Annotated in this window: 17 protein-coding genes; 7 read left to right on the plus strand and 10 right to left on the minus strand. The window is 46.6% G+C overall.

Going from position 1 to position 13,002, the window contains the following annotated elements; all coding sequences use genetic code 11:
• Positions 1 to 4: 4 nt before the first annotated feature.
• From OMQ46_RS04895 to OMQ46_RS04905, 3 genes are read right to left on the minus strand one after another with little or no spacing between them, the layout of a single operon-like run.
• Complete coding sequence (locus tag OMQ46_RS04895) at positions 5 to 286, minus strand: DUF2282 domain-containing protein (protein WP_266235356.1); 282 nt, start codon at positions 284 to 286, stop codon at positions 5 to 7.
• 9 nt (positions 287 to 295) lie between these two features.
• On the minus strand, positions 296 to 613 hold the full coding sequence (locus tag OMQ46_RS04900) for a thioredoxin family protein (protein WP_266235355.1): 318 nt from the start codon (positions 611 to 613) through the stop codon (positions 296 to 298).
• Between the two features lie 52 nt (positions 614 to 665).
• Entirely contained in the window at positions 666 to 1,142 is a 477-nt protein-coding gene (locus OMQ46_RS04905; RefSeq protein WP_266235881.1) for a YHS domain-containing (seleno)protein, read from the minus strand.
• A gap of 290 nt (positions 1,143 to 1,432) precedes the next feature.
• On the opposite strand from OMQ46_RS04905, the gene OMQ46_RS04910 reads away from it, so the two are divergent.
• Positions 1,433 to 2,263 (plus strand): AraC family transcriptional regulator, encoded by an 831-nt coding sequence (locus OMQ46_RS04910; protein WP_266235352.1) that lies wholly within the window; start codon positions 1,433 to 1,435, stop codon positions 2,261 to 2,263.
• 117 nt (positions 2,264 to 2,380) lie between these two features.
• On the opposite strand, the gene OMQ46_RS04915 is transcribed toward OMQ46_RS04910, so the two are convergent.
• Positions 2,381 to 3,097 (minus strand): FMN-dependent NADH-azoreductase, encoded by a 717-nt coding sequence (locus OMQ46_RS04915; RefSeq protein WP_266235350.1) that lies wholly within the window; start codon positions 3,095 to 3,097, stop codon positions 2,381 to 2,383.
• A gap of 115 nt (positions 3,098 to 3,212) precedes the next feature.
• Here OMQ46_RS04915 and OMQ46_RS04920 point away from each other — a divergent pair, with 115 nt between their 5' ends.
• Together OMQ46_RS04920 and OMQ46_RS04925 are read left to right on the plus strand one after the other, a co-directional pair.
• Entirely contained in the window at positions 3,213 to 4,094 is an 882-nt protein-coding gene (locus OMQ46_RS04920; protein WP_266235349.1) for a LysR family transcriptional regulator, read from the plus strand.
• A gap of 60 nt (positions 4,095 to 4,154) precedes the next feature.
• The gene (locus OMQ46_RS04925) at positions 4,155 to 5,345 is read left to right on the plus strand and encodes a cysteine desulfurase family protein (protein ID WP_266235347.1); all 1,191 of its coding nucleotides are present in this window, start codon (positions 4,155 to 4,157) and stop codon (positions 5,343 to 5,345) included.
• Between the two features lie 442 nt (positions 5,346 to 5,787).
• Here OMQ46_RS04925 and OMQ46_RS04930 read toward each other — a convergent pair whose 3' ends face one another.
• Positions 5,788 to 6,612, minus strand: a complete 825-nt coding sequence (locus OMQ46_RS04930; RefSeq protein ID WP_266235345.1) for a DUF5677 domain-containing protein — start codon at positions 6,610 to 6,612, stop codon at positions 5,788 to 5,790.
• Between the two features lie 147 nt (positions 6,613 to 6,759).
• Here OMQ46_RS04930 and OMQ46_RS04935 point away from each other — a divergent pair, with 147 nt between their 5' ends.
• The 4 genes from OMQ46_RS04935 to OMQ46_RS04950 are packed head-to-tail and all read left to right on the plus strand — an operon-like array spanning position 6,760 to position 8,207.
• A complete protein-coding gene (locus OMQ46_RS04935) occupies positions 6,760 to 7,143 on the plus strand; it encodes a 4a-hydroxytetrahydrobiopterin dehydratase (protein WP_266235344.1) in 384 nt (127 codons plus the stop codon).
• 19 nt (positions 7,144 to 7,162) lie between these two features.
• Positions 7,163 to 7,369 (plus strand): DUF6494 family protein, encoded by a 207-nt coding sequence (locus tag OMQ46_RS04940; RefSeq protein ID WP_266235343.1) that lies wholly within the window; start codon positions 7,163 to 7,165, stop codon positions 7,367 to 7,369.
• 17 nt (positions 7,370 to 7,386) lie between these two features.
• A complete protein-coding gene (locus OMQ46_RS04945) occupies positions 7,387 to 7,830 on the plus strand; it encodes a ferritin-like domain-containing protein (RefSeq protein ID WP_266235341.1) in 444 nt (147 codons plus the stop codon).
• A 5-nt stretch (positions 7,831 to 7,835) separates the two neighbouring features.
• Positions 7,836 to 8,207 (plus strand): DUF2237 family protein, encoded by a 372-nt coding sequence (locus tag OMQ46_RS04950; protein ID WP_266235925.1) that lies wholly within the window; start codon positions 7,836 to 7,838, stop codon positions 8,205 to 8,207.
• Here OMQ46_RS04950 and OMQ46_RS04955 read toward each other — a convergent pair.
• From OMQ46_RS04955 to fae, 5 genes are all read right to left on the minus strand, one after another.
• Positions 8,200 to 10,128, minus strand: coding sequence for an ATP-dependent DNA helicase (locus OMQ46_RS04955; protein WP_266235339.1), 1,929 nt, complete (start codon positions 10,126 to 10,128; stop codon positions 8,200 to 8,202). The genes OMQ46_RS04950 and OMQ46_RS04955 overlap by 8 nt on opposite strands.
• Positions 10,129 to 11,034: a GIDE domain-containing protein gene (locus OMQ46_RS04960; protein ID WP_266235338.1), complete on the minus strand. Its 906-nt coding sequence runs from the start codon at positions 11,032 to 11,034 to the stop codon at positions 10,129 to 10,131.
• Positions 11,035 to 11,610 (minus strand): LemA family protein, encoded by a 576-nt coding sequence (locus OMQ46_RS04965; RefSeq protein WP_266235337.1) that lies wholly within the window; start codon positions 11,608 to 11,610, stop codon positions 11,035 to 11,037.
• A gap of 12 nt (positions 11,611 to 11,622) precedes the next feature.
• Positions 11,623 to 12,150: a hypothetical protein gene (locus tag OMQ46_RS04970; RefSeq protein ID WP_266235335.1), complete on the minus strand. Its 528-nt coding sequence runs from the start codon at positions 12,148 to 12,150 to the stop codon at positions 11,623 to 11,625.
• Positions 12,151 to 12,277: 127 nt separating this feature from the next.
• Positions 12,278 to 12,826 carry a formaldehyde-activating enzyme gene (gene fae, locus OMQ46_RS04975; RefSeq protein ID WP_266235333.1) on the minus strand — a complete coding sequence of 183 codons (549 nt, stop codon included), beginning with the start codon at positions 12,824 to 12,826 and terminating at the stop codon, positions 12,278 to 12,280.
• Between the last annotated feature and the right edge of the window lie 176 nt (positions 12,827 to 13,002).

Consider the following 13,002-nt stretch of genomic DNA (forward strand, 5'->3'; position numbering starts at 1 on the left):
CAGATCAATTAGCGCTCAACAGCGCTTTGGCTTCGTCTTTGGAGTAACCACCCAGGTCAGTACAGGTACCAACTGGCACTAGCTTCCATTCACCCGGGTCGTTATCGACTTTGGATTGCGCCGCACAGGAGTGGGTACCTGCCAGGTTGGCACAATCGTTCTGACCGGCTTTAGCTACGCCGTAGCATTTTTCCTTACTGGCAGCGTGGGCAGTCATGGGAACGGTCACACTCAGCGACACTGTGGCTGCGATAGCCGCAGCGATAATGGCATTGTTTTTCATCATTTATTCCTCTTAGGCTTGAATAGCGTGGTCAATCCACGCGTTAACGTTGTCGCCGGGTTGTGAACCAACCAGCGAGTCGATTTGTGAACCATTTTTGAGCATGATCAGCGTAGGGACTGAACGCACCTTGAACACTTCACGGACATCGGGCAGCGCATCAACATCGATCTCTGCGACAGATATGTCATGACGCTCGGCAGAGACGGACTCAATAACCGGGGCAAAGCGTCGGCACGGTTCACACCATGAGGCTGAAATTTTCAGCAACAAATATTCGTGCTGCTGTTTCTCAGTCTCAAAATCATCCATGGTTGCTATTTGTTTCATCCTCTTTCTCCAGAATTGAGCCCCGGCAACGAGGTTGCCGGGACAGACTCGTTTAGAATGTTTCCAGGGCCGAATCAGTAAACGATTTAATGGTTGGCCAGGTTTGATTAGCGTTGGTGATGTAGCCAGGCACATCTTCCAGCCAGACTTTCTGAACATCTTTATTCAGGTTCAGATAAAGCTTACCGTCGACAACACGCCAGGCAGTCGGGTCGGTGTCAAACTTTCTGCCTTTGGTCACACCGAAAGCACAGAAACCACCAAACTGAGGGGCGTATTTAGCTGGGCTGGCCCGGAACAAGTCGCGATTTTCTTCGCTGCTGAAGTGATAAATGGCGTTTTTGTATGTGGCAGTGAAGTCACTAGAGCCTTTGGTCGGCTTTTCATTAGTGAAATAGGCAACGGGGTCATAACCCTGGATGGCCAGGTCGTTTCCATTTGCATTCATATCAATATCGGCTGCAAAGCTTGCAGCTGAAAGACTCAGTGCCAGAGTGGCCGCGGTAGTTGTGATAATTTTCTTTAACATTTGTTTATCTCCAGGTTTGTGTTTGTCATTACTGAACGGTTGCTGCGTTAGTTACTGCTGACGTTTTCTTACCAGCGAGATCATTATTTCTTGTTCTGTTTTAAAAAATAATAAGTCGTCTGATTAATAAACTATTGCTTAAAATGAAATAATCACTCAGCTCAGCCTGAAAAACTCATCACCATTCAGTCGATTAAAGTGCACAGGCACGATGCATACTTTAGTGACTAAGGTGAGGTCGGTGAGCTATGATCGTCCTGGTTATTTATCCAATCATCCAGAAGCGAGTTATGGACAAACTCTCATTGATACTGGACCGTTTATCGGTCACTGCTGGTGTATTTTTCTCTGGTGAAATGTGTGGACTGGCTCATTTTGATGGGACGGCTCAAAACGAGGGGCATATTCATTTATTAGCATCGGGCAGGATGGATGTTATTGATGAAAATGGTGATGTGATTAAGCTCGACAAACCCTCCGTTATATTCTTTCCCAAGCCAAGCATTCATCGCTTGCAGGCTAAAGAGTCTGATAATGCTAAAGTCGTTTGCGCCTCCATCCGCTATGGTGCAGATACCAGTAATCCTCTAACCAATGCACTGCCGGGGATGGTGACCCTGGATTTTGCCGAAAACGAGTATGTTTTAGCCACAGTCAACGGTTTGTTTGAAGAAGCTTTTCATGACAGAGATGGTAAGCAGCTATTAATAGACCGGCTGACAGAAGTGATCATTGTTCACTTGCTCCGAGCAGTGCTAAGCAAAGGGACAGATTATCGGGGCGTTCTGGCAGGCCTGGCCCATCATCAGCTTGCCAGGGTTATTATCAGGCTGCATGAGTCACCGGCTGAGCCATGGACGCTTGAGTCAATGAGTGAGCTTGCATTTATGTCTCGCTCAAAGTTTGCTGAAGAATTCAGAAGGGTAGTCGGACAAACGCCGGGTGATTATCTGATTGACTGGCGCGTCTCGGTGGCACAAAGTGAATTAAAAAAGGGGAAACCCGTGTCTATTGTGGCAAACGAAGTCGGCTATGAGAACAGCTCGGCTTTATCAAAGGCTTTCAAACGGAAAACAGGTCTTTCCCCCAGTGCCTGGTTGAAAAGTTACTTGCAGCACTAAAAGGGCTCAGACTAACAATAAAGGCATGGGGGGCCAAAGCCACCGTGTTGAAGTGGTTCAGACACAGTGCTTGAAACGTATATTCATGGGCGTATCGGCAATCAGGACCAAGATCGTTTAAACCTGTTGTCCCATCTTTTCAAGACTCTTGTCCATGAACGGATTATCTGTATTGCCAACGGCAAGATCTCTAGCCAATAACTGTATTTCTTTCAATGCATTGGCATAGGACTTTTGATGTCGATTATCATTAAACTCCTGGTACTCACTACCAATCTCATAAAACGTCTGGACACCGAGATATTTCGACAAGACCTTGATGTGAGTCCCTAAGTGATTCATCTCTTCCCGGATACCACCTTGAGAAAAGCCAAACTCACCTGCTGAAGTGATCAGGACCATTGTTTTTCCTGACAGTGTTGGTTCCAGTGGAAAGTCACCACGTGAAAGATCAAAAGTGAAGGTTTTATTCACTCTGACAACCTGATCGAACCAGGCCTTGAGTGCAGCCGGCATTCCATAGTTATACATCGGCGTAGAAATCACTATCAGGTCAGCCCTTACCAGCTCCTCGATGAGCGTATCAGACTGACTAAGCAACTGTTTTTGCTGCTCAGTTCTCTTGTCATCAGGTGTGAAGACCGCGCCGATCCATTCATGGCTGATAAAAGCAGGGGGTAACGCTCCCACATCACGGTAAATGATTTCTTCATCTGGGGAATGTTCATCTAATTTTTTGATGAATTCACGTGCCAGAGTGCGGGAAAGGGAAGAATGTGAAGCTTTCTCGTTATTAAGCGGTCTGGCACTTGCTTCAATAAGTAATACAGTCATGTTCGTCTCCTAATTCAAGCGTGATGAATTTCAGAGACTATATTTCTATTTATCTTGTTGTTTTACAAATGATATTATCTTCAATATAGATGAACTTATCTCATGTATAGGTTAAATGATGACCAAAATCCCGAACCTGAACATGCTCTATACCTTTAGCAGAGCAGCCCAGCTGAAAAGTTTTAAAGATGCAGCAACTGAGCTCCATATCACCCCCACAGCGGTTTCGCATCAAATGAGAAAGCTCGAAGAGGTCTTAGGTCAAACGTTATTCATACGTTTGACCAGAGAGATTCAACTGACAGAGAAGGGACAACAACTGGCTGATGTCAGTCAGCGTATATTTAGTGAGCTGACACGAACTTTGGATGACATCACCAGTGAAGATAAACAAATCACAGTAACGACAACAGTCGCTTTTGCCTCCATGTGGCTGGTACCCAAGCTGGCTGATTTCCAAAAACTTAACGCTGGGCTCAAGGTTTCGATTATCACCTCAGACGACGTTGTTGATATGAAATCCAGCCAGAATATTGATTTAGCCATTCGCTACGCTAAAGACATTGATAACACGAAAAATGCCACACCCTTAGTTACAGAAACTATGGGCCTATATGCCTCTAAAGCCTATATATCAGGTTTGAGCAGTAACACTATTCCAGTCATTACGACAAATTGGAAAAATAAAGCCCTGCCTGATATAAGCTTCACCGGTTGCATTGATAACGGCAGGTATCAGGCACAAAAAGCAGAGAGCTATGATCAAGAAAACCATGTTATTCAGGCCGCAGTATCAGGACGGGGAGTGGCGTTTGTCAGTGACATACTCGTTAATGACTATGTCCAAAATGAGTGGCTGGTAAGATTGCCCGACACACACTCTGTAGAGGGCCTCAAATATTATCTGGTAACTGGAAATTTGCTATCACCGATGCAGTCCGATGTTGAGTTCTTTGTAACATGGCTAACTCAACAGTTGTCTGAATCAATGGCTTGAGTGACAAATTTCCCATATCCGCAACACTGTACAGATTCGTAAAAGGCAGATTTAGAAACTATGAGAGCAGAGAATTCCATTTATCTCGATTATATGGCATCAACGCCCGTCGATATTAGAGTGCGGCAGGTCATGCTTGAGTGTGATCAGCTTTTCTTCGCAAACCCGCATGCAACCCAGCACACATTAGGGCAGTTGTCTGCTTCAGCAGTTGAAAATGCTAGAGCAAAAATTGAATCGCTTATTGGGGCAAAAGAGGAGGAGGTGATCTTCACTTCTGGCGCGACAGAAGCTAATAACCACGCTATCGCAAGCGTTTTATTCGATAAAGCAGGTAGTAACAGAAATATCGTCTTAATCAGTGCTATTGAGCATAAGTGCGTTAAAAATGCCGCTTACTTTTATGCTAGTAAACTGGGTTTTCATGTTGAAGAAATTCCTGTTCAAAGCAATGGCATTATTGATCTAGAGGCATACAAAGCAATGCTCTCAGACAGTGTGGCTTTGGTCTGCATTATGGCCGTAAACAATGAAATCGGTGTAATACAGGACATAAAGACAGTAGCTGAAATGGCTCACAATGTAGATGCTTTATTTCACTGTGATGCAGCTCAAGCACCCGAAACCATTGATATTGATGTCCAGGACTGGAATGTGGATACACTCAGTCTCTCTGGGCATAAAATCTATGGGCCCAAAGGTATCGGGGTTTTGTTTATCAAAAACACTTTGCAAGCTCAGTTACCACCATTGATACATGGGGGTGGACAACAAGGTGGCGCCCGCTCAGGCACAGTTCCCACAGAACTCTGTGTGGGTATGGCTAAGGCATTGTCCTTAATAGTAGAGAATGCGGAGCTCAATCGAGCCAAATTAAGCACTTTGAAAGAAACTTTTATAGAAGAGCTCGGTAATTCGGGTATTGAATTTGTTCTCAATGGTGACCAGAAATACTGTCACCCTGGCAATATCAATGTGCAATTCAAACAAGTCAATGCACCAGAACTACTCGGTGCATTGCAGCCTGACATATCAGCATCAACAGGCTCTGCCTGTAATAGTGAAATGGTTCTACCATCACATGTTTTGAAAGCACTGGGCCTGACTGACGAAGAAGCGCTGTCTTCAATGCGTTTTAGCCTTGGGAGGCACACTGAGGAAGGACAGATTTTCGATGCGATCGAGATAATCAAAAAATGTTTCCACAATCTAACCTGTAGAAATCAACCAGGGGAAAACATCATTAAGTAGTCATAATCAGTGACGCGAGTGTCGCATTCTGAATTTGAAATCTAGCTGGCTTGATAGTGTAAAACCGTCCAGATTTTAAATTCTGGAAGCGCGAGTTATCTGCAGCACCTGAATCTCAATTTGTCATAACCTGAATGATACGAACCACAAAGAAAGCGTGGTTTGCGCTTTGTGTTTTTGCTTACGCTTAAGTTCGTATAATATATATTATGTTAAATTAAGTATTCAAGAATAATATCTGATAGATATGTAAGTGCTTACGATATGAAATCATCACTTCTCCACTTCAGGTGCTAAAAATCCAAAAAGCAGCAGTTCAGAATTTAATTTCTGAGGTGTTATCCCCGGTAAGCATCACCAGATTTTAAATTCTGAAAGCATAAAAAAAGCCCAACTGAAAATTTCAGTTGGGCCTTCAAAAGATAAGTACTAAAACTAAAAGTTATCGGTGTGAGACTTTCACCACGGTGTGTTTCCAGACATCCTGCGCTTTGTGTTTTATCGTTTCCAGGCTTTCAGATTGCTCTTCAGGTTGACGCTGAATTTTCAACATGATTTCAATGCCGGCTATCAGGTAGTCTCCTGCCGTTAACATCAAGGTTGAGAGTTTGTCCTGATGGTCTGCTCGGGTGTTGATGCCAACAATCGCATCACTGCGATCTTCGACTTCCAGATCCGCTTTCAAGGAATGCAGGTTACTGTGAACGCTCTCACTGAGTAACTGGTATGTCGTGCGGTACTCATTGAGTAGTCCTGCCAGTTCCGCTTTGATAAACACGTGGATATCATCGCGATCGTCTTCGTCAGCACTGTTGATAACGTTTTTGAGGTGGTTTATTTCCTCTTTTGTAAAGGTCGGTGTTTCCAACTGTTGGTTATACAGTCTGATCAAGACTTCCCTCCTCTGGTCATCATCGCCAACTGTCATGGCTTCCAGCAAATCATCGTGCTGATGGAATGCTACCAGATTAAACAACAGCTCCAGCATGCAACGGGCCATGATCTCTACCTGGTGAGTCATGCCACGTTCAGACATCAGAATAATCGACTGAAAATGTGACAGCATTCGCTGGAAATGCAGTGTCAGATACACCTCTTTCTCATCGTCCGGGTGAATGTGACAGTGATTCAGGACCGATTGCCCCAGCTTATTGAGGTCTTTGCAAACGGTGTAGTAGCCGCTTTGCTTAATTTCCGTGGCAAAATCGCCATGGCAGCATTGTTCTGATAAAAAACCGACTTCTCTGAAGCTGGCGGCATCATTCATATTGTCTCCCCTTCTTCAAAATCAATAACTTCATCTTACTCTTTAAACACCGTGAGACAAACCGTCACCAGCATGCTGTCTGGTTTTGACAGTGATATTCAAATATGTCTAACTGGGAGTAGAATTAATTTGTAATAGGTGGAAACAATGAGTTGGAGAGAAGACGGCAAAGAAAAAACCTACACGGATGAGGAAGTTGAAGCCAGACTGAAGCAGGAACTGCCTCACTGGTATCTTGAAAACGGCTGGATTCGTCGGAAATATAAAACCAGTAGTTGGAAAAGCACCTTGATGGTGGTCAATACGGTAGGTCATCTGGCTGAAGCAGCATTCCACCATCCGGACCTGACTGTGTCCTATGCCTTTGTCATTGTGAAACTGGTCAACCACGCTGCCAAAGGCATTACCGATAAAGATTTCGAACTGGCCAGGAAAATTGAAGAAGTGGTCATGTGGCAGCCGGGATTGGATGACGGGGCATTAACAGGGACACCTGACGATCCCCGTTTCAAATACATCAAATACGATTAATGAGTGACGGAGCGATGCCATGAACGATGAAATGCTCAATATGGATATACGCAAGTTCCTGAAGCAGGTCGGTGTCACCTCTCAACGTGAAATCGAACATGCGATTATCCGAGCGCTGGATAATGATGAACTCAATGGTATGGAAACCATTGAAGTCAAAATGACGCTGGATGTCCCCGCGCTGTCTATCAAGCATAAAGTGGATGGCACCATTCATCTGAGCTAAACCACGGGAGGTCTGATATGACTGACCAGGCTTTAGACACTGATAAAGTAGTCAATTTACTCAATCAAATTCTTGAAACTGAACTGGCGGGTGTGGTTCGCTACACCCACTACTCTTTTATGGTCTATGGTTACGGCCGTATCCCCATCGTATCCTGGATGCGAAGTCAGGCTGACGAGTCGCTTACTCATGCTCAGGAAGCCGGCGAACTCATCACCCACCTTGGTTACCATCCCTCGCTGGGGATTGGCACCCTGCTGGAATCACAGCAGCATGACATCGGCGCGATTCTCCATGAATCCCTCGAACATGAGCAGCTGTCGATTGAGAAATATCATGCCTTACTCAAACTGGTTGAAGGAAAAAGCGTGATGCTGGAAGAATATGCCCGGCAGAAAATCAGCGAAGAGGAAATGCATGTCGGTGAAGTCAGGAAAATGTTAAGGAAACCAGGTGATTAATGGATATCGATGAATCCTTGAATGTGTTTGGAGAACCGCTTCAGAGCTGTAGTGAAGAACCCTTGACCGGCTTTTACCGTGATGGTTGCTGCAACACCAGTGATGCGGATTTTGGCCAGCACACTGTCTGTGTGCAGGTAAACCAGGCTTTTCTGGAATACTCACGGTTCCGGGGCAATGATTTGACAACCCCCATGGATGAGTTCGGTTTTCCCGGGCTTAAGGAAGGTGATCGCTGGTGTCTTTGTGCGGCGCGCTGGCTGGAAGCTTATGAACACAATATGGCACCCCGCGTTTACCTGGCTGGTACCCATCAGCGGGCAACCGAAATTATTCCACTGGATTTGTTGAAAGCGTTTGCTGCTGATCTTAACTAGCGGGACTCAGTAATGCTTCGCTGAAAAATGCCTCGACATCATCAATACGCTGCGTTATGGGCATTGGCGGCAGGCTGCGCATAAAGACTTTGCCATAGGGTTTGCTTAAAAACCGGGGATCACACAACACCAGTACGCCCGAATCCTGTTTATCACGAATCAGTCGGCCAATGCCCTGCTTCAGTTGGATCACGGCTGAAGGTATCTGTATTGAACGGAAAGGATTACCACCCCGCTCCCGCAGATGATTAATCCGAGCTTCCAGTACCGGGTCGCCAGGCGAAGCAAAGGGAATTTTATCGATTAACACGCAGGATAAGGCTTCCCCTCTGACGTCCACCCCCTCCCAGAAGCTGTTTGTGCCCAGTAAAACCGCATTCCCGTGATCTCTGAATTCTGCCAACAGCTGGTTTTTGGCGCGGCTACCCTGCACTAGAATCGGATAATCCATATCCTGCAAAGCCTCGGCGACCTCATTCAAAGCCCGGTAACTGGTGAAAAGCAGAAAAGTCCGGCCCCGGCTGTGTTCGATGACCGAACGTGCAATCTCGGCAATATGCTGGTTATAACCATGATGCGAAGGCTCAACCGGTATCGATGGCATATATAAAAGGCTCTGACGGGCATAATCAAATGGGCTCTGCCAACTGGCTGTGAGCGGATCTTCCAGGCCTAACTGCTGAATGAAGTTATTGAATTTGCCGGCTACGGTTAATGTGGCTGAGGTAAACACCCAGGCGCTGGGTTTCTCGGCGATCCATTGCTGAAAATGCTGACTGACTTCCTGCGGTGTGGCATGCAAGACAAAACTGTTGCCACGAATATCGAGCCATAGCACCAGATTGTCATCTTCGGCGTTATCACTGAATATTGATAAGCGATCAATTAAGTCCTGACTGCGTTCATAGCATTGTTCCAGTCCCCTGCTCCGTTCGCTGGCTGTTTCCAGCGTTTCCATCAGGGTTTCAACGCTGCTTATCAATGTCTCCAGTTGCTCCTTAACATCCGGAAAACGCTGCAGGCACTGATGCCACGGCAGACGTTGCTCACTATCAACCAAGCTCAGTTTAAACTGGTGCAAACGGTTTTCCAGTTTCTCAGCCGCTTGGCGGATACTGTCCATATCATTGGCTTCCAGCTCCATTTCCCTGATGCTGTCTCGGCTCAGCTCCTGCAACTGATGACTGCTGACCCGATGACCAAGAAACTGACTGGCAATTGCAGGTAACTGATGGGCTTCGTCAATAATAAAAGCATCTGCATCCGGCAACACCTCTCCCTGCCCAGAGGCCTTAAGCGCCATATCAGACATCAATAGATGATGATTGACGATCACGATATCCGCCTCCTGCGCCTTGCGCCGGGCCTCGACGATAAAACACTGGTCATAATCCGGACACTGCTGGCCCAGGCAATTATCGACCGTCGAGGTCACTTTGGGCCATAACGGCGATTGCGCTTCCAGCAGATCGGTCTCACTCAAATCGCCGGAGTCGGTTTTACCTGACCACTCACGCAGTTCCTGCAGTACATGTTGATTCAGGGCTGAACTGGGCTCTGTTTCAGCCAGAGACAATCGGTAATGGCACAAATAATTACTGCGACCTTTGAGTAAAGCGGCTTTTAAAGGCACAGACAACACTTCACGCAGTTTCGGCAAATCCTTTTTAAACAACTGATCCTGAAGGTTTTTAGTGCCAGTTGAGATAAAGATTTTTTGACCCGACAATATGGCCGGTGCCAGATAGGCATAAGTTTTACCGGTGCCTGTGCCGGCCTCAGCAATCAGCATGTCCTGGTTGCTCAGTGCCTCACTGACCTTTTCTGCCATCTCGATTTGTTGCTGCCTGGGTTGATACCCCTCGATATGTTTCGATATCAGGCCATCAACTTCGAATAACTGCGTTAACTCAGTCAGCATTTAGACGCCCATGCGCTGGTTAAAAGCCCATACCAACGCAGTACCCAGACAGAAAAAAAGGATCAGACTACCCATCGCTGCCAGTTGATATCGCCTGACTAGGCGCTGTTCTGGTTCGACGGAAAGAATGAAATGTTGATATCGATTCGGGCTCTGTTTGATCACACTCAATTGTGTATTTCGACGCTTATCCCGTTCTCTTTTAATTTGCTCAGAAGCGTTGTGCCTGACTTTATCCCATTCATTGAGACTGATTTGGCCGTCACCATCAGTATCGTAGTCCTGAATCAGTAAATCCGGATTCTGTTTCCAGTGACGGAGTAACTGTGTAACTTCCCTTCTGAAGCTTTCCGGCTCTGATTCGGAAAATGATTGATGCCAGCCAATCGCATACAAAGGTTGACCAGCGAGAATCAGTTTTTCTTTAAACCGCCGCCGTTGAGCCAAGTCATCTCCATACCATCGGCGGTTGTAATTCGTAATGACCTCGGCAGACTCGGGATCAATGACGCAGTCGCCCGTTTCATCTCTTAACAGAAACAGATCATCGCTGGTTTCAGCTTTGACCACATGCCAGCGACTACTTCGTCTTCCACTGCTGTCATAATGACTGCGGCGCTCTTCGATAGTGTAGTGATACCAAACACATTCTTTTAACGACACCGGAGACCGGATTACGGGTCCCTCCATGGCTACGGCTTGACCTGACAGTTCTATGTGTCCCTGTGGTGCCGATCGAACTTTAGCGGTGGGGATGTTCGAAATCAGACGTGCTCGACGGTAATCTGCAAACATTTTCCAAAATGCAAACAGTGCGAAGACCAGACCGAGCATAACGCCAACCCAGAACCAATTCGGATCTGCCGTTTTGATTACCCTGGATAATGAAGCCAGAAAATCCTGCATTTACTGTTCAAACAGGCCGCGCAAATTGACATCAGCAGTCTCTTCCGCACTGAACTCCAACAGCGTAAAAGCTTTAAAGTTAAACAGCCGCGCAATAATCACATCCGGGAACTGTTCAATGCGGACATTGTTGATGTTGACACTCTCGTTATAATACTCGCGGCGGTCAGCAATCGCGTTCTCCAGTCCGGTAATACGTGCCTGCAGATGCTGGAAGGTTTCGTCAGCTTTCAGTTCCGGATAGGCTTCAGCCAAGGCGAACAGGTTACCCAGTCCCAATCTTAAAGCCCCCTCAGCCTGACCCAGTTGCGCGACATCGCCTTGTTGCTGCGCATTAGCGACAGAGGAACGTGCCAGCATCACTTTTTCCAGGGTTTCCTGCTCGTATTGCATGTATTGGCGACAGGTTTCGACCAGTTTAGGCAACTCGTCATGACGTTGTTTGAGCAAGACATCAATATTGGACCAGGCTTTACTGACATTGTGCTTAAGACTGACCAGGTTGTTATAGATAATGACTATATAGACCAGCAGAACCGCAACCAGCCCCCAGAAAATAAACTCGCCTACACTCATCGTCGCTCCTTGTTATGTTTCCTGGTTATCCCAGAGTTCCTGTTCTGGCCCGTTTTCACGCGTCCAGACCCGGTTGCCGATAATTTTAAACTGTGCGATTGACATAGCGCCGCGTTTTTTACGGGCACTGTCCGGTTTGCTCTCCATCGCTGCGGCTATCGCCTCACGACTGGCTTCGAAGATTTCGTCCGCTTCGTATTCTTCATCAAATAGGACCAGCACGGCAAAATCCCAGTCCTGATCCGGGTTGAGCTGACCAATTCTGGGGCTGGAGCGGGTATTTTCGAAAATGGCGCGACCTTTGATGATAAATTTTTTGTCTTTGCGCTCTCCAGACAGACCCAATGCGTCTATTGGACTACCGGGGTCATCAACTAAAGAGAGATTGAGCGCTTTGGCAGCATCAAACCGGGCGATTTCACCGGTCACAGGTAAGGTACTGCCAGTAGTCTGGCGATATTTTGCTGCCAGCTGCCGGGTTTCATGCATCAATTTATCTATGGAGTACAGTTCCATATCTACCTGGGTGGAGTGTGTCATGAGGCTCATTATACATGGCAAAAAAAACGGTCCACCCACTGTCGTAGACGGACCGTTAATTGTGCGAGGCTGTGAATCAATCCTCTTTATGACAGACCACAGCTAAATAACTGAGTTTCATGTTATTTTATTTTTTTGCATCCAGTTCTTTCTGGTAATACTTATGAACCAGTTTATCCTGATTCTCCAGCAGATAGTCGATGCTAGGTTCATTGTTCATCGCTTTTTCCAGCGCGCGACGGGTCGCTTCACGATGAATGTTGAACAGCGCTTCATGATCCAGATCTTCCACAGTGGTGATGCTTGGGTTCAGCCACACAGAAACGATGATACCCAGATCGTTGACCTTTTCTTTAGGGATAGTACCGTTACGAACCGCATCCAGAACACCGTTGGCGATCGCGCCCTGGACGGTACCCATCAGAATATTGGTGTAAGCCGTTTTCTTAACGGTGACCTTGCTGACCATGATGGTGGCTGGACGAACTTGCATATCGGTGTTCATCAGTGCCAGTACACGAGAATGGCCCTGTACCTGGTCACCCATCAGGTTGGCGAAAGCAGTACCGAATGGACCATCCAGTTCACCGATAACTACTTCTGGTTCAGCCGCTGTGAAAGCGGGACCACCACCGACCAGTGCTTCACCGGTACGCATTACGATTTTATCGCTCATTAAGATTCTCCTTAAGATTGGACGTAAAAAAATGCACCATTATCCCGCTCTGAGTGACTCGTCGCAACCCGCGCCCCATCATGTTCGACAAGCGTTGGCAGAGTAATCAACCATATACAGCGGCTTGATGGCAGCTGCAAAACAAAGCCTGGTGGGTAGAAATAATTTGAGTCTGT

This window comes from Methylophaga sp. OBS1, assembly GCF_026319365.1.